Source organism: Butyricicoccus pullicaecorum DSM 23266 (genome assembly GCF_900167005.1).
GTDB classification, from domain to species: domain Bacteria; phylum Bacillota; class Clostridia; order Oscillospirales; family Butyricicoccaceae; genus Butyricicoccus; species Butyricicoccus pullicaecorum.
Genome location: NZ_FUXW01000001.1, coordinates 736,658 through 752,989 on the forward strand (window position 1 = coordinate 736,658; position 16,332 = coordinate 752,989).

The following is a 16,332-nucleotide window of genomic DNA, read 5'->3' on the forward strand; positions in this document are numbered from 1 at the left end:
AAACCGAAGAAAGGAGCGCAAGTTATGAGAAAAAACGAGAAAATCACAGCTTTGTACGAGCGACTGAGCCGTGATGACTTTGGCAAAGATGATGACCAGCAGCGTGAGAGCAATTCCATATCCAATCAAAAAGCAATGTTGGAGGAGTTCGCCGCACGGCAGGGCTTTACAAACATTGTCCATTTCACGGACGATGGCATTAGTGGTACTTGCTTTGACCGTCCCGGATTTTTGGCAATGATGAAAGAGGTTGAAGCCGGGAATGTGGAGTATCTGTGTATCAAGGACATGAGCCGCATGGGTCGTGACTATCTGAAAGTCGGTCAGATTATGGAAATCCTGCGTCAGCGTGGCGTTCGCCTCATCGCCATCAATGACGGCGTGGACAGCGCCAGAGGTGACGATGATTTTACCCCTTTCCGCAACATTATGAAGAACATAAGCTGTTTGGGAAGGGTGTTCTGCTGAATCACTCTTTTTCGACAAAACGATGCGGTTCAATCGCAAACCGTTTTCATAGAATGTTGTCAGGTGTATGCCCGGACTGCGGATGCAGCCGGGTCTTTTCTTTTTCCCATTATACCACACCAACAAAGCGGTAAAAGATTTTAATGTCCTGACGGCGCTGACCGTCTATAACGGAGCGTTCTCCGATCTCGATGTGGTCAATCAGTTCCTCAACGATTTCCCGGTCAAGCTCCTGCACATTCAGGTAGCGGCGGACGATGCCTGCCCACTGTCGGATATTTTCAACCTCCTGCCGGGCTTTTCGTTCCTCTGCCAGAAGAACCTCCAGACGCTCTGCCTTTTGGATGCGTTCCTGTTCACTTTTTTGAATCAGGACAGCAAAGGTGTCGTTGTTGATTATGCCGCTGACCTTATCTTCATAAAGTTTAGCGGTCATGTGTTCCAGCTCTCCGATACGCCGCCGCAACCGGCTGATTTCCAGTTTGGAATCCTCCTGTCTGGCTGCGCTTTCGGAAAGTATCTGCTGTTTCAGCTTGTCCAGCACGGCATTTTCATCCTGTGCTACCGCCCGGCTGTGCGCCCTGATTTCATTCAGCACCAGCGTTTTCAGCGAGATTTCATAAATCCGATGCCAGGAACAGGCGCTGCGTCCGGTGGTGGCAAAGTGGGAGCAGATATAGGAAACATATCGCTTGGATGTCCCATTTTTTCTGCGCTGGGTCTCGCGGGTGGCTGCCAGAGGATGCCCACAATCGGCACAGACCAGTTTGCCGGTGAACAGGGCGGGCAGAGGGGCGGCATGATTTGCCACCTGCTGTTTGACTGCCCGGTTCTTTTCCTGAACCGCCTCCCACAGTTCCCGGTCAACGATTGCTTCGTGGGCATCCTCGTGGCAAATCCATTCCGTTTCCGGCTTCTGTATCATGGTTTTGTCCTTGTAGGAATGGGAGCCGGTGCGGTTCTGTGTGACTATGCCGAGATAAACAGTATCGTTCAGGATGTTTTTTACCGTGGCATAGGTCCAAAGTTTGGAGTATTTGCAGCTGCCCTTTTTTCCGTAGTGCAGTTCCCAATGCCAGCGGGGAGAAAGGATGCTTTTCTCGTTCAGTGCCGCCGCAATCTTGCCGTAGGCCATGCCGGAGCAGCGCATCCGGTAGATTTCCCGCACCACAGCGGCGGCTTCTTCATCCACCACCAGCCGGTGTTTGTCCTCATCGCTCTTGCGGTATCCGTAAGGAGCGTAGGCGGTCAAGTATTGGCCGCTTTTCTTTTTGGCGTACAGCACCGATTTGATTTTTCCCGACAGGTCTTTCAGATGGTAGTCGTTCATCAAACTGCGGAAGTGCAGCATATCGGTGTTGTCGCCCTCGCTGTCCAGACAGTCCAGCACAGATACAAACCGGCAGCCCAGGGACGGGAAAATCACATCCGTATAGCGGCCCACCTTCACAAAGTCACGCCCCAGGCGGGACAGGTCTTTAACCAGAATCAGGTTAATCAGGCCGTGGCGGGCGTCCTCCAGCATTTCCAAAAATCCGGGCCGCTGAAAATTCCCGCCGCTGTACCCATCGTCCCGATAGGTCTTGACCTCGATCCAGCCGTTGAGCATGACAAATTTGGAGAGAATTTCGTACTGATTTTCTATGCTGGCCGATTCATCGCCGGGGATATAGTTCTTTGCCTTTGCGGAATTGGAGGCATCGTCCACGCTCAGGCGGCAGTAGATGCCGACCTTATATTGCTTCTTCAAGTGGCTGCCTCCTTTCCTCCTGTGACAGCGCCGCGTCCACATTGCCCACATAGCGGTAGTAAACACGGAGGTCACAAATCCGCTGTCCGCCCAGTTTTCGAGTTTCTCCAACCTCAATGCGGTCCACCAGTTCAAAGAGGATGGATTCGTCCAGCTCCGTAATCTCTGTGTACCGGCGGATAACGGTCAGCCAGCGATTTGCGTCCGTGCGGTTCTCCAGGTAGCTTTTGACCTTGCGCTCCAGTTCCGGGATGGCTTCGGACTTTTCCGCCCGTTCCGCTTCGTATTTGTGCATTAAGGTCTGAAAAACGGTCTGCGGAATGGTTCCGGCACATTTATCCTCGTAGAGATTCTGCATCAGCCGTTCCAGTTCGGAAAGCCGCGCCGTATATGTTTTCAGCTCCTGCTCGCAGGAGGAAAGGCGGCTTTTGGCTTCCTTATCCTTCAGGCGGATAATCTGCTGCACCAGTTGTTCTGGGTCATATTCCGCAAAACGGGCCTTTTCCCGAATGTCCTCCAACACCAGCTGGGTCAGCACATTTTCATAGATGGTGTGAATTGTGCAGGCTCCCTTTCCGCTGCGGGAGTAGTTCCCGCAAATAAAGGAGCTGTACCGCCCCGGTGTCCCGTCCTTATAGGTGAATCGCTCCACCTGATTCCGCATTTTGAAACCGCAGTCCGCACAGTACACAAGGCCGGTGAAGATACTCTTATAGCCATCAGCGGAAGAAGATTTCCGTACCTTCTTTTTGTCAATGCTGACCACGGTATCCCACAGCTCCTGTGAGATAATCGGTTCATGGGTCCCTTCCACACGAATCCATTCTTCCTCCGGTTTGCCCACGAGTTTGCGTGACTTATACGACAGCGTTCCGGTCTTTCCCTGGACCATGTTGCCGATATAAACCTCGCTGCGGACGATGTTTTTCACCGTCTGGTCTGCCCATTTGTGGTTGACCCGGCGCGGATCGCTCTGTCCCTTGCGCTGGTAGTACAATACACCGGGGGACGGGATGCCTTCCTCGTTCAGCATAACGGCGATGGCGTGAAACCCTGTTCCGGCTGCCCGCATCTCAAAGATACGGCGCACAATCGGGGCGGTGTCCTCATCAATCACCAGGTGGTGCTTATCCGCCGGGTCCCGCTTGTAGCCGTAGGCAGGGTAGGTTCCCATGAATTTGCCGCTTTCAGCACAGGCTTTTTTGACCGCCTTGACCTTCTTGCTTGTGTCGCGGCTATAAAATTCGTTAAATAAATTCAAAAAGCACATGACATCGGTGCTGCCATTGGCGCTTTCCGTGTCAATGCCGTTGTTCAGAGCGATAAACCGACAGCCCAGGGACGGAAACAGGTAGTCTGTGTACTGTCCAAATTCGATGTAGTTACGGCCAAAACGGGACAGGTCTTTGACCAGGATCACATTGATCCGCTTGGCCTTGGCGTCCTCAATCAAACGCTTGACCCCAGGACGGTCAAAATTCGTACCTGAATAGCCATCGTCGATATAGGTATCAATTTCATTCCAGCCCCGCTGCCGTACATAGTTCTGAAGCAGCAGCTTCTGGTTCTCAATACTGACGGATTCGCCGTCGCGTTCATCGTCGTTACTTAAACGGCAGTAGATGCCGACGTTGTATGTTTTTGTAGTCATCTTTATTTTCCCTCCCGACAATTCAGATTCCATACCTCGTGCGGCGTGATGGCTCCACAGGGAATCTCCCTGTATGAACATCGTAGCGGAGAATCCATCGCCGCGCAAGGATGCGGCAAGGCCGGGAGGATAGTGTAACTATGTAGCCGTGTGTGCGGAGCAGCCGACAGATGTGGAAACCTCCGACATGGCGCGCCGGACAGCCAGCTGCTCCAAAGTCTTTCCCAGCTCCTTTTCGCCCGAAAAAAAGCTGGTCACACGGTAAATGGTTTTCCCAATTTTCACCTCTTTGTAGGAGGTTGTAGGGGGATTCTTCTGATCCATACTGACGCACCTCCAGTCAAAAACTGCTTCTTCATAAGATATGAGGAAACATTTTGTCTCAATTCATATAAAAAAGCAGCCGTACCGATAAAGTTGAGGGGATATGCTAACCAGTCAATCGGTACGGCTGCTGTATGATAGTTTGGTTATTGCTCGCCACATTTGCCACGCACCCCTGACGATGGGGACACTTCTGGTCTCCGCTGGCGCGGCTGTCATAACTCCGCAGCGTCGTTTTACTCGTGCGCCGCAGGGTTCCTCCCAAGTCTTTAGGAGGCCGTGAGGAAGTATCTTTAAGCCCCCATGCAGTCACCGCGCCCTGAAGTGCCACCTTCAGGTTCCAAGCTTACGTTGATCGCTCAGGACAGCCGATTCATCACCTCCTTGGCTTGTCCTTCTTGGCGGCGCGCCTGATTCGCTCATACATGGGTTATGTACCAGAAATGCCGTCTATTCAGTTGTCAATGTGCCAATGAAGGGGAAGAATTGTCCTTCTAATTACGCTGACAAAAAAGCCGCAAAACGGGCGCGTGTAAGAAGGACTTATCAAAAAAGTTTAGCAAGGTGTTTCAACCCCCGGCGAATGCTATCTCGGACACGGCTGACATCCACTCCCTCAGCCTTAGCAATTTCAGTTGGCGTCATGCCCAGGTAGAACCGGGCATAGATCCGCTTGGCCTGCTTGTCCGGCAGCGCCATCACCGCAGCGTAGAGCTGTTCCCGCCGTTGTTTGTCCTCCAAGATTTCCTCCGGGGTCAGTGGGCGATTTATTACGGTATTTTCAATGCCATTGTCATGGTCCAGAGAATAGTATGCCTTATAGCGATACATCTGGCGCTCATAGGCAGCGTCAGCTCGTTTGTCTGCCAAAAACACAGCGTGTACTTCATCGGTCACTTCCAAAAAAACGTCTGTTTTATATAGATCGGGATACAGATCCCGAAGATTGATTTTCTGCATTATGTACCTCCATTTCGGTTCACAGGTCCAGTTGACGAGCGAGCCGAAATGAGGTGGAGAACGGCAATGGTAAGGTCCAGGCCGCTTTTCTAAAAAAGCGCAAACAAAAGCGCCAGTCTCCCGCAAAAGGAAATTGGCGCAGCAAAATACACTATGATAATGCCGAAAATACTGCCATGATAATGCCGGTGGAGGGGCATGATGTATCCAGGCAAAACTCAGGCTTTTTTTGACAAGATGGGTCTTGTCGTTTTGTGTTGAAACACTTTATAGTGCATGGCGGCATCCTCCTATTGCCGCCGTGTAAGATTGCAAGGTGTAGGGTCGTCGTTACCCTTTGGGCAAAAAGAAGCGGCGGCTCAAATTAGAGCCGCCACAAAGTAAAATAGGCGTATGAATACAACTGCTATGCAACGGCTTTTTTTCTTTACCGCCGCATGGCAGTTGATCCAAATACTATTATTTTTTTATTCTAAAACTGAATTGTTGCAGAATTGTCCTAACGCCCACTTCTTTCGACAGAAAAACAGCCCGAATTGCTTCACTTTTGTAGCAATTCAAAATTTATTGCATTTCAGACCGCAAAATAACCCGTTTGAGCAGGAACATGGTTGCGCCAAAATAGTCAGGTATATGGCACAGAACATTCAAAAAAGCCGATAACCACAAGGAAATCGGACCTTGTGAGTTATCGGCTCTGCGGCTGTGCGTCTGGCGCTTTGATAACAGTTATATGAAATTGTTCAATATCAATCAGACACTCGCTTTTGCATTTAGGACAAAAGAGAGGAAAGTTTTTTAGGATGGTATCCTCCCGAATTTTGTCCCGTGTTTTATTTCCACAAATGGGACAGCGGATGAACTCGGTTTTCTCCATATCGGTCATTTTGCATCCCGATCCTTATCTTTTTGCTTCTTTTCCTCTCGATACTTACGGATCAGCTTGTTGCGGACGGGAATACCGACACCAATCAGAAGAACTACCGCTAAAATTGTGAAATCCATATTGCTCACCTCACATTTCTTTGTTTTCCATGATCCGAATGGAGAACCAGATCGACACAGCATACATGACAACGACGAGTACAAGCACAAGACCGATCAGCAGCACCGGGGAACTTACAACCGTAGTCACAATGGGATTGTCTGCGGGCATCTTGGGCAGGAAAAACAAGGTCGCCAAAAATCCGGCCACAGGAATATACATGAACACACGGCCTTTAATGGCTCCATATTTGTAATAGCCCGGAATTTGAAATACGGTATAAAGGGCGAACAGGAACAGGCCGCCGATGGCCGCGCTGATCATATCAAATGCTCCAACACGTTCACCCATTGCCCGCAGCACAATCGGCTGTGTGATAAGAGAAACCACCAGAGCTATCGCGCCCAGCGCAAGAACAAAGAGATACCGGCCTGTCACCATTTCGCTTTTCTTGATGGGTAAAATCCCATACAAACGCTCCATGCTGTTTTTCTCCGTTACCGAGAAAGTGTAGCCTGTGGTCATGGCGATAAAGCACATGGCAAAGGAAACGCCGGTCAGGATGGAACGGTTAATGGCTGCAAAAGCGATAGGAAGAAGCATGGTAAACCCGATCACCTTGATATAGGGCTTTACCAGCGAAAAGTCCAATTTTGTTGCTTTTAATGTATTACTCATAATCGTCACCTTTCTTGCTCGTGAATACAACGATTTCATCAATGGTCGCCGGTTCAATACTCAAAGAGGAAAAAGCGACCGTATCTTCGGTCTTGACCAGAGCCTCAAAGCCTGTGGGGAATGTGCGGACACCGACCGCTTTTTCCTTCAGGTCAGCAGACAGTTCTTCTGTTCCTCCTTTGACAATGCGGAACAGATCGACAAATTCATCCTTGCTGCCGCTGAAAAACAATTCTCCATAGCTGATATAAGTGATATAGTCAGCAGCGCGTTCCAGATCGCCGGTGATATGGGTAGAGAACAGTACACTGTGTTCTCCATCCTCAATATACTCCGAGAGAATTTGCAGCAGTTCATCTCTGGAAACCGGATCGAGGCCGCTGGTGGGTTCGTCCAGGATCAGCAGCTTTGCGTCGTAAGAGAACGCACAGGCCAGCATCAACTTCATCTGCATACCCTTTGAGAGTTCTTTCACTTTCTTGGTGGGAGCGATGTGGAACTTCCGCAGCATCTCGGCAAACCGTTCCGACTTCCAGTTGGGATAGAAAACGGAGATGGATTTCTCTACCTGCGTTACCTGCCAATCATCGCTGAAATAGTTGGTATCAAATACAACACCGAGTTCCGCTTTTGCTTTCTGCTCGTCAGCGATATTATCCAGCCCCATGATCTTGATTTCGCCGCCGTTGCGCCCCAGCATATTCAGAATGAGTTTGATGGTGGTTGTCTTGCCGGAGCCGTTTGGCCCGATCAGCCCCATAATATATCCCTTCGGCAAGGTGAAGCTGATATTGTGAAGCTGGAAACTGTCAAAGGATTTCGAGAGGTTTTTCACCTCTAAATAGTTAGTCATCTGTATTCGCCTCCAATAAAATATCTAAAAGACGGTGCAGTTCTTCGCTGGGAAGATTTGCGATTCTTGCCGCCTTGATTGCGTCGGTCAACCCATTTTCCACTTTGCAGATAAGCTGCTCTCTCATCAGTTCAGAGCCACGGTCCATGACAAAGCAGCCGCGTCCCTGAACATTTTTGACAAATCCCTCTTGCTCTAATTCTGTATAGGCCCTTGTAACGGTTAGGACGCTGATTTTCAAATCTTTTGCCAGCGTTCTGAGGGAAGGTAAGGCTTCGTCCTCTTTCAGTTCTCCAGATAGGATTGCCGCCTTGACCTGCTGCTTAATTTGCTCATAGATGGGTACGCCTGATACATTTGAAATAATTAGTTTCAATCCATCTCACCTTCTTGCTGTTTTAACTGTTATGCTATTATATATAACACTATAACACGAGATGAGTAAAAAGACAATATAGTTTAAGAAAATTTACAAATAGCAAAAACTGGTCGGAATAATTTTGCCATTTCGATTAGCCATTCTCTCAATCATTCTGCGGCAATTCAAAACAATCCATTTTATCTATTTTTAAGGAGTGTTTTCCTTTCCCATTTTCTATTTATAAAATAGAGTAAGCCTACAATAGCTGGTAAGATCGGAGAAAGTGCCTGGCCGTAATAAATTCCTATAAATCCCATATTGAGTGAAAAGGCCAAGAACCAGCTCATAATCAAACGCACAATAACTGCGTCCAGTAAAGCGTTAATCATAGCGACATTTGCCGCACCGACACCAATAGCAAAGGAATCCAAAGTATACATAATGGCATAAATCAAACTGTTTATACTGCAACAGACACGCAGATAGTAAACTCCATCGTTTACTGCTTCCGGGTTGGTACTACCAAAAAGCAAAATCAATGGTTCGGCAAAAAGCTGTACGCTTATTACGACAACGAATGTTACGGCAACATTCATCACCAAACTAATTTTCACTACCTTTCGGGCACGGTCGATTTGTCCAGCCCCCATACACTGGCCTACCATTGCCGTTACTGCCTGTCCAATAGCCCAACAGGGCATACCAGCAAAGGTATTGATTTGTAAACCTACATTTGATCCAGCGGACACTGCAGTTCCAAATTGATTAAGCATTCCCGTAACAAGCAGATAGGCGGTGTTGACTACGACCATCTGGATCGCTGTAGGTAGGCCGACTTTTACTATGGCGATTAGCTTATCCCATTGAAGCGTAAACTTTCTGTGATCCTCCATAGATAAAAATATCCTGTGTCGCTTCAAATAGAATAGGGAAATCACAAAGGAAATTCCCTGTGCGGTAATCGTTGCGTAAGCTGCTCCTGCTGTTCCTATTCCTAACGGACCTACCAAAACAATGTCTAAAATGATATTGATAATGGTAGCAACTCCTACAAAGTAGAGGGGGGATTTGGAATCCCCCAACCCTTTCAGTACAGAGCAGACAGCATTATATCCAAAGACAAATACCGTTCCACAGCAAAAGATTTTCATATAGTTGCAGGCTTCTGGATATGCGTCTGCTGGAACGTTTACCATTTTGAATAGTGGCTGGTAGGTTGCCAAACTCACAACCGTCACAAGCAAAGAGGATACCAGAGAGAGTAGAGCCAACATTTGAAAGGATTCTGCCTGCCCTCTTTTATCGTCTGCCCCTTTATACTGAGCAATTAACACTGCTCCCCCCATCGTCATACCAATACAAATTGAATTGATGATATAACACAGTTTAGAGGCATTGCCAATGGCCGCAAGACCTGTATCACCTACAATTTGGCCGACCACAAGCATATCTACTACATTGTAAAACGATTGCAGTAGATTTGCTGAAAGTAATGGGAAAGCGAAAGAGGCCAGTTTTTTCGGCACACTCCCGGTCAACAAACTATGTTCTTCAGTCATATCTATTCCTCCAAAAAGAAAAAGGGACACACTACATCGTGCGCCCTTTGCATAGTCACTTATATAAGCATAACAAAAGGCCACAAACAAAACATCGTCTGTGGCCTAAACAATCAATTATCTATTGTTGATCTGATAAAAAGGGTATAAAAACCAAAGGCAGTCCACTCTGCCTTGACCTTTTCATTTTATAGATCAACTTTCCGAAAAGGCTCCGCACAATGTTTTGTGGTATAAACTTGTGTGGAGCCGAAGTCAATACAAAATTTTCCGAACAACATCGTACTCACCTCTCGTTACATAACGAATCATTTTTAGTATAGCTAAATCACTGTTAATTGTCAATCAAACTGTGGAAAAATTGAATATGCCAAAATAGCAAAAAGAATGGCCGGAACAGAAATTTTCTGTCCCGACCAATTTTCTTCTTGAAAGTCAGTGTTTATTCCGCCCTCAGATTTTCAATCAGACTTGTTTTTTCGATTGAACGACAGATGCAATAGCTGACAAGAATCTGTAACCCAATCAGTACAGCAGCAAACAAGAGAACAGGTAATGGATCAATGGCGAAGATAACGAATTTCAGAGCCATCACCTTATTTGCCAAATAGCACAGAAGTCCACCAATCGTAATACCAAAAGCCGCTGCCAATAGTGCCGACTTGATGCTGACACTCATACCCTCCCGGTAGAGCATTTTTCGCAGCTGCCGGTTTGTCATCCCGACAGCTTGTAGCAAAGCAAACTCCCGCTTGCGGATGATGGCGCTGTTAATCAGCATATTTATCATATTGAGCAATCCAAATATCACGACAAAGGCAGATACAGCATACAGGCTACTCATTGTCACATTGATAAACCCTGCAATCATAGAATATTCTTCCGAATATACTTTGAGCCGCAGATTTGGATTTCCGCTGATAAGAGATGCCAGTCTGTCCTTTACAGGCTCCGTATAGTTTTTATCACAAAAGATAGAGATGTGTGTTGTATTATTATACGGGGAAATCTGCTCGATTGCTTCTTGAGTGCAATAGAATAATCCCGTCGAAGGAAAATAGGCAATACCTGCAACAGTAAACGTTTCTTCTATGATCTGTCCACCGACTTCAAAACGGAATGTCAAAGAATCTCCAACTTGCAAATCGCCATAGTTGAGTTCACTTCGATCTGTGCGGTATTTATTGATTACAATTTCATTCGTACCTAAATCATCATAGCTAACAGTTCCACTTGCGATTTCGCTGACATTGGCAATCAGTTCTGGTGACAAGCTATTCAGCAGTTCCAAGTTATCTTCGGGCGAGGTATAATTTACAGCCGATTCAACCAAACGGCCTATAACACACTCGTCGAGAACGATTTTCTGGACACCAGGAATATCTGTGATTTGTCCCATCAGTTCACCGGATAATGGATTGTTCTGAATAATTGTCGGGAAGCGTTCGTAGAAATTGTCCATTTGGATGCCAATTTGAAAATCTTCATCCATAGGATAGCTTTGCCGTATCATTGCCGGAAGATTGATAGAGGACACAAGAATGGCTAATGCGATCATCAATGTTCCACTGATACTTAGCGAAATAATTGACATTCGATTTTTCTTCCGATTTGTGTGCAGATTGCTTTTTGCTAAAGAATCAGGGGTGATTTGCTTTAGTGCCTTGTGAGAACCAGCGGTTTCCCCATCCCTGAATTTCATAGCTTCAATGGGTGAAGCATTTGCCAAAAGTTTTGCGGGTTTCCTCAGTGCAAATTTAATAACGACATAAATCAGCAGGATCGCAAATAAAGTAATGAGAGCATCATACAGAAGCCATTGTACTCCAGAGATTAAGACAATGAGCAAAATAGAAATCAATGCTCCAAGCGGTATAAATCTCACTGCCAACATATTGCCTTGCGTATTTAAGAATCGGCGCAGTTGCTTTTGTGTTGTGCCCAATGAGATCAGTTGGGCATACATTGGCATGGAATTTACGATGGAAATATAAAAAATGCTGTATATCACAAAGCTGCTGGCAAACATCAGGAATATGGTGAAAAAGATGACAGCAGCGATCACAGTTCCATCAAAGTAAACTCCATCAATGTAACTCTCATTTATAATAACATCAAAGCTGGGGATGCCCGCAGACTCGCCTTTGCTTTTCAAAAAGTCTTTTTGGGTATCGGAACCTGTACTGGAATAATCCGAATTGAGTAAAACAAGTACATCAACCGTGGCAGCGGTTTCTGTGCTGAAATCCGAAGTTATTTGACTGTATTGTTGGGCATATTTCATTCGGAAACTGTTTGATGTTACAACATAAAACTGCTCTCCACGTTCTTGTTCCTTGTTTTGAATCGTACCACATACAGTAAATTCTTCTTCTCTTTCTTCATTGGTCAAGCTGTCAACATAAGCAAACCGGAAAGTATCTCCTACCGACAAAGCACGATTCTTTAAGTAGGTTTCGGACACAAGCACCTCATTTTCACTGTCCGGGATTACGCCATCTACAAGCCGGAACCCCATAAAGGCCAGCGTCTGCTCGTCCATATATGCCAGATCGGTACGGCCATCACGGTCAACCTGATTTCCAAAAGATTTGTAGATGCCTACGGCTTCAAAATCTTTATCCGATTGAAGTGTGGTTTTGGTATCTTCGTTTACTGCCCGATACATAGCATGGTATGGAGCCTGATTCGCTTGATCCAACGCATCATTCACCAAAACCGAAAAAATAGTTGCCATCAGGCAGGTAGCCAGAATAATAATGATTGCAGTTAAAAATGTTTTTAATTTGTGTGTTTTCAGATCAGCTTTCGCAAGACCATGTATTATTCTGCGCGTATCATTTTCAAATGGTAATGTCATATCCGCCACCTCCTTACGCCTTGATTTTTCCGTCCTCAATGCGCACAATACGGTCGGCAAGCTGGGCAATCTCGTTGTTATGGGTAATCATCACAAGCGTCTGGTTAAACTCCCGGCTGGTGCGCTGGAGCAAGCCCAGCACATCGGCGCTGGTCTTACTGTCCAGGTTGCCAGTGGGTTCATCGGCCAGGACAATAGCCGGTTTGGATACCAGGGCGCGGGCAATCGCCACACGCTGCTGCTGGCCGCCGGAAAGGTTGTTGGGCATATTCTGGAGTTTGTCCTGAAGGCCCAGCATCTTTACGACTTCATCCATGAATTTCTGATCCACGGTGTCGCCATCCAGTTCCACGGGCAGGACGATGTTCTCATACACATTCAGGATCGGCACCAGATTGTAGTTCTGGAACACAAAGCCGATGTTGCGGCGGCGGAAGATGGTAAGCTGCTCATCGTTCATCTTCGCCAGTTCTTTATCCCGAACCACCACACTGCCGGAAGTGGGGGTGTCCAGGCCGCCCATCATGTGCAGCAGGGTGGATTTGCCGGAGCCGGAGGTGCCGACCACCGCCACAAACTCGCCTTCCTCCACGGAGAAGGTCACGCCGTCCAGGGCGCGGGTAATGTTCGGCTCAGTGCCGTAATATTTTTTCAGATCAGTTGTCTGCAAGATACTCATAAGAATACCGCCTTTCTATATTTTCAATATGAATGTAGTCTAAAACTGAATTGTTGCAGAAATGTCCTAAACGCCCTTTGGTTTTGGACTGAATTGCTTCAATTTTGAGATATTTCCATTTTGGGTAATTACACAGTTTCGTCCTTTAGGACTTCAACCACAATGTCTTTCCGAATCTGTCGGGACGCAAAGGCATAAATCCCACTGATAAGCAGAAGGGTGAGGACAATAAATGCCAGCAGCCCCCACAGGGAGAAAACTCCCAAAAACTCACCAAAAGTGACATCCTGCATCCACAACACAGCGCCAATGATAAAGAGCAGAACCGGCAGGCCGAACAAAATTGGCTTAGACGCAAGCAAAAACCCCTCAATGGACAGCAGACGGTGAAGCCCTTTCTTATCCAGGCCCACAGAGCGCAGCATGGCAAAGTCTTTCCGCCTTTGGTACAAGCTGTTCAGAATCGCTGATGTTGCAGAGGAAATTCCGACGATTCCAAAGAGTGCGGTCAGGCTATACACGACAAGCATGGTAGCGTTCGTCAGCTGATCGCGGGTGATTGCCCGTTCTGTTTTGCTTGAAGTATAAAAGTCATCGGAACTTAAATAGGCGCTGCATATTTGATCCGCGTCCTTTTGGATTTGGGCATCTAATCCATCTTCTATCGCAAGGTTCATGTAAGTGCGGTAGTTGTAGACTGCCCGATCTTCCGAAAAATTCCCAATAATGCGGTAATACTCATCCATAGGAACGAGGATGGGGAGCGTATAGAACGCCGTGTGCAATCCAATGTCAGGCAATTCTTGGATCGTCGTACCCACATTCAGGTCAAATGTGTAATTGCCTTGAATGGAGTCTAAAAACTTCTCTGTGATATTCAAGGACTGCCCCGTTTCCAAATTGAGATAAGAGGTCATTTCTTTTTTGGCTTCATAACCTCTGGAATCGGGGTTCTTTACAACAGAATTTACTACGATTGCCGTCCCGTTTTCCAACGGCTCCATGCCTGCTTTTGCAAGGCAGGCATCATAGGAATCCTGTTCCAGTCCAATCAGCACGCAGGGGATTCTGTATTGCCCGTCACGATTTACGACATACTCGCCAGCCGCCTTTGTACCAAATCCACCGGAGGTGACAAACTCGCTGGACAGGTCATCATCCGATACCCAAATCGCGCAGTTTGCCATTGTATAAGTGGCTTCATTTGTGACATGGGGAAGTGCTTTTAATTCCTGAATCAGCGCCTGATCCACCTGCTGACCCGGTTCCATTGTGATATTCACATCAAAGTGATTATCCTGCTCCGCTTTGGTATTGTTCACATCAGAAATTGCAAAAACAGCCAGGAAGCTGAACATCAATACCAGACACAGGCAGAGCGTAGCCGTACAAGTACGGAACAGCTTTCGATTCGCAGCAATCGAGTTTGCTGATAGTTTTCCAATAAAACCAAACCATTTTTTCAGCAAAGTATGTTTTTTCGATTTTTTGAGTGTCGTGAGATTCCAGCTTTCTTTCACTGCTTCAATCGGCCGGAACTTCCCCACCTGTTTTGCAGGGCCTGAAGCTGCCAGCAAAACCGTCAGGAACGATAACACCATCGAACCGAGCGCAACCCACGGCGAAAAGGACACAGTAATCGGATGCTCCATTGCATCGCCTACCAGCGCAGAATAACCAGAAAGCACACCATAAGAAAACAAGTATCCCAGCCCCACAGAGAGCAAAATTGGAAGAAAAGCTAATTGCCGGGCTTCATAAAAAACCATCCGTTGAACCTGTTTTGAAGTCATACCAATCGACTTTAATATCCCAAGTTCTTTCATTTTCCGCTTGGCAGAAATAGAAAAGGCACCACGGATAATATAAGAGAACACCGTCATGGAGGCCAATGCGACCAGGACAACAGCAAGAAACAGCTTTGGCAAATCGCTGTTCCAAAAATGTCCCGGCTCATAGATTCCATACAGCCCCAACAGAGCCGTGTGATAGCGATAAGGATAGTCGCCGTATTCGTCTGCTTTCATTTCAATCGTCTGTGCAATTTGAGGAATGGTATCAAAGATCGCAGAGGGATTTTTGACCTGAAGGTATGCTACAAGGTCGGTATCCCCAGGCAGCACAGAGGGATCAAGCCAGCCGTATGCCGGATAGCCGTTATATGCAGAAGAAACCGTCATATCAATTTCGCCAACAATAGTGTATTGAGCTTCTGCTACTTTCTCAAATGTTTCCCCGCTTTGTGTGGGTGACAGAAAATCGACTGGTTCCGAACTGACTTTTCGTTCTCCCAAAACCACGGAAACGGTGTCCCCAATCTGATAGGATGGATTTTGTTCAAAAAAACTCTTGCCTACCACGATTTCACCGGGCGCCTGCGGCACACGCCCGTGAATCATCAGGTTTTTTTCGTGCATGGAATCCCAATATTGGGCATCACAGTTTTGAACCAGTAAAAACGGCAATTCTGTTCCATCAGGCAACTGCGCGGTTTGATTATTTCCTTTCGCCATGATTTTCTGAACATTGTCGTTCCCTTGGATTTCCGCCAGTTGTCCTGCCTGAATGTCCAAAAGCTGTGCATCCCAATCACCAGCTTGATAGATTTCCTGCTGGATGCTTTGATTCCAATAACTTTGAACAAAGGTAAACAAGGCACATAGAAAGGTGGACGCAATGAGAATCGCCACCATAATAGAAATAGAAGTGCGTTTGTTCGCCTTGATGTCCTGTTTTGCCAGCTTCTTTACTACTCGGCTGGTATCGTTTTCAAAAGGTAACGTCATACCCACCAACTCCTTTCCATCGTAGTCTAAAACGGAATTGTTGCAGAAATGTCCTAAACGCCCTCTAATTTAGCGGCGAATTGCTTCAATTTTAGGACAATTCATGTTTGGCCGTATTTTTTGTAAAGCCAAACGGAAAGCAAGCCGGTAATTGCCAGTTGAATCACCAAAAAGAACAGCACAAGCCAGATGCTCTCATAATAGAATAGCTGTGTCTGAAAGACAGCAGCATCAATCAATGCCACTATTCCAGCTGCCCATCGGATATGCTGGACAAAGAAGAACTTGAAAACACCCAGAACAATTATAGGCGGCAGGCAGAGCAGAATCGCATTGAAAATCAATGTTCTTGTGATAGCCATGTGACTTTCTCCTCTCATCGTTTGAGAAAAGCCTACCTCCCAAATGTTGCAGAAAT

Annotated in this window: 14 protein-coding genes and 1 pseudogene; 1 reads left to right on the top strand and 14 read right to left on the bottom strand. The window is 46.8% G+C overall.

What is annotated here, in order from left to right:
* Positions 1-24 precede the first annotated feature (24 nt).
* A pseudogene (locus B5D52_RS16825) lies at positions 25-432 on the top strand (recombinase family protein); the annotation flags it as partial.
* Between the two features lie 145 nt (positions 433-577).
* Here the strand turns inward: B5D52_RS16825 and B5D52_RS03685 are convergent.
* From B5D52_RS03685 to B5D52_RS03750, 14 genes are all read right to left on the bottom strand, one after another.
* The gene (locus B5D52_RS03685; protein WP_016147284.1) at positions 578-2,218 is read right to left on the bottom strand and encodes a recombinase family protein; all 1,641 of its coding nucleotides are present in this window, start codon (positions 2,216-2,218) and stop codon (positions 578-580) included.
* Positions 2,202-3,869, bottom strand: coding sequence for a recombinase family protein (locus B5D52_RS03690; RefSeq protein WP_016147283.1), 1,668 nt, complete (start codon positions 3,867-3,869; stop codon positions 2,202-2,204). The genes B5D52_RS03685 and B5D52_RS03690 overlap by 17 nt, the downstream gene beginning before the upstream one ends.
* 138 nt (positions 3,870-4,007) lie before the next feature.
* Complete coding sequence (locus tag B5D52_RS03695) at positions 4,008-4,193, bottom strand: hypothetical protein (RefSeq protein ID WP_016147282.1); 186 nt, start codon at positions 4,191-4,193, stop codon at positions 4,008-4,010.
* 546 nt (positions 4,194-4,739) lie between these two features.
* Positions 4,740-5,153 carry a sigma-70 family RNA polymerase sigma factor gene (locus tag B5D52_RS03705; protein WP_016147281.1) on the bottom strand — a complete coding sequence of 138 codons (414 nt, stop codon included), beginning with the start codon at positions 5,151-5,153 and terminating at the stop codon, positions 4,740-4,742.
* Between the two features lie 688 nt (positions 5,154-5,841).
* Positions 5,842-6,039 carry a cysteine-rich KTR domain-containing protein gene (locus B5D52_RS03710; RefSeq protein WP_016147280.1) on the bottom strand — a complete coding sequence of 66 codons (198 nt, stop codon included), beginning with the start codon at positions 6,037-6,039 and terminating at the stop codon, positions 5,842-5,844.
* Positions 6,036-6,158 (bottom strand): hypothetical protein, encoded by a 123-nt coding sequence (locus B5D52_RS16675; protein WP_016147279.1) that lies wholly within the window; start codon positions 6,156-6,158, stop codon positions 6,036-6,038. Before B5D52_RS16675 ends, B5D52_RS03710 begins: the two co-directional genes overlap by 4 nt.
* A 10-nt stretch (positions 6,159-6,168) precedes the next feature.
* A complete protein-coding gene (locus B5D52_RS03715; protein WP_016147278.1) occupies positions 6,169-6,816 on the bottom strand; it encodes an ABC-2 transporter permease in 648 nt (215 codons plus the stop codon).
* Positions 6,809-7,669 carry an ABC transporter ATP-binding protein gene (locus tag B5D52_RS03720; protein WP_016147277.1) on the bottom strand — a complete coding sequence of 287 codons (861 nt, stop codon included), beginning with the start codon at positions 7,667-7,669 and terminating at the stop codon, positions 6,809-6,811. Before B5D52_RS03720 ends, B5D52_RS03715 begins: the two co-directional genes overlap by 8 nt.
* Positions 7,662-8,045, bottom strand: coding sequence for a GntR family transcriptional regulator (locus tag B5D52_RS03725; RefSeq protein ID WP_016147276.1), 384 nt, complete (start codon positions 8,043-8,045; stop codon positions 7,662-7,664). The genes B5D52_RS03720 and B5D52_RS03725 overlap by 8 nt, the downstream gene beginning before the upstream one ends.
* A 182-nt stretch (positions 8,046-8,227) precedes the next feature.
* Positions 8,228-9,589, bottom strand: coding sequence for an MATE family efflux transporter (locus B5D52_RS03730; protein WP_016147275.1), 1,362 nt, complete (start codon positions 9,587-9,589; stop codon positions 8,228-8,230).
* 442 nt (positions 9,590-10,031) lie between these two features.
* A complete protein-coding gene (locus B5D52_RS03735) occupies positions 10,032-12,449 on the bottom strand; it encodes an ABC transporter permease (RefSeq protein ID WP_016147274.1) in 2,418 nt (805 codons plus the stop codon).
* A gap of 13 nt (positions 12,450-12,462) precedes the next feature.
* Entirely contained in the window at positions 12,463-13,128 is a 666-nt protein-coding gene (locus B5D52_RS03740) for an ABC transporter ATP-binding protein (RefSeq protein WP_016147273.1), read from the bottom strand.
* A gap of 128 nt (positions 13,129-13,256) precedes the next feature.
* The gene (locus tag B5D52_RS03745; RefSeq protein ID WP_016147272.1) at positions 13,257-15,914 is read right to left on the bottom strand and encodes an ABC transporter permease; all 2,658 of its coding nucleotides are present in this window, start codon (positions 15,912-15,914) and stop codon (positions 13,257-13,259) included.
* A 101-nt stretch (positions 15,915-16,015) separates the two neighbouring features.
* Positions 16,016-16,276, bottom strand: a complete 261-nt coding sequence (locus B5D52_RS03750; RefSeq protein WP_016147271.1) for a hypothetical protein — start codon at positions 16,274-16,276, stop codon at positions 16,016-16,018.
* Between the last annotated feature and the right edge of the window lie 56 nt (positions 16,277-16,332).

Coding starts and splice junctions, on each gene's coding strand:
- B5D52_RS03690 (WP_016147283.1), bottom strand. CDS start 3,869: ATGACTACAAAAACATACAACGTCGGCATCTACTGCCGTTTAAGTAAC.
- B5D52_RS03695 (WP_016147282.1), bottom strand. CDS start 4,193: ATGGATCAGAAGAATCCCCCTACAACCTCCTACAAAGAGGTGAAAATT.
- B5D52_RS03705 (WP_016147281.1), bottom strand. CDS start 5,153: ATGCAGAAAATCAATCTTCGGGATCTGTATCCCGATCTATATAAAACA.
- B5D52_RS03710 (WP_016147280.1), bottom strand. CDS start 6,039: ATGACCGATATGGAGAAAACCGAGTTCATCCGCTGTCCCATTTGTGGA.
- B5D52_RS16675 (WP_016147279.1), bottom strand. CDS start 6,158: ATGGATTTCACAATTTTAGCGGTAGTTCTTCTGATTGGTGTCGGTATT.
- B5D52_RS03715 (WP_016147278.1), bottom strand. CDS start 6,816: ATGAGTAATACATTAAAAGCAACAAAATTGGACTTTTCGCTGGTAAAG.
- B5D52_RS03720 (WP_016147277.1), bottom strand. CDS start 7,669: ATGACTAACTATTTAGAGGTGAAAAACCTCTCGAAATCCTTTGACAGT.
- B5D52_RS03730 (WP_016147275.1), bottom strand. CDS start 9,589: ATGACTGAAGAACATAGTTTGTTGACCGGGAGTGTGCCGAAAAAACTG.
- B5D52_RS03735 (WP_016147274.1), bottom strand. CDS start 12,449: ATGACATTACCATTTGAAAATGATACGCGCAGAATAATACATGGTCTT.
- B5D52_RS03740 (WP_016147273.1), bottom strand. CDS start 13,128: ATGAGTATCTTGCAGACAACTGATCTGAAAAAATATTACGGCACTGAG.
- B5D52_RS03745 (WP_016147272.1), bottom strand. CDS start 15,914: ATGACGTTACCTTTTGAAAACGATACCAGCCGAGTAGTAAAGAAGCTG.
- B5D52_RS03750 (WP_016147271.1), bottom strand. CDS start 16,276: ATGGCTATCACAAGAACATTGATTTTCAATGCGATTCTGCTCTGCCTG.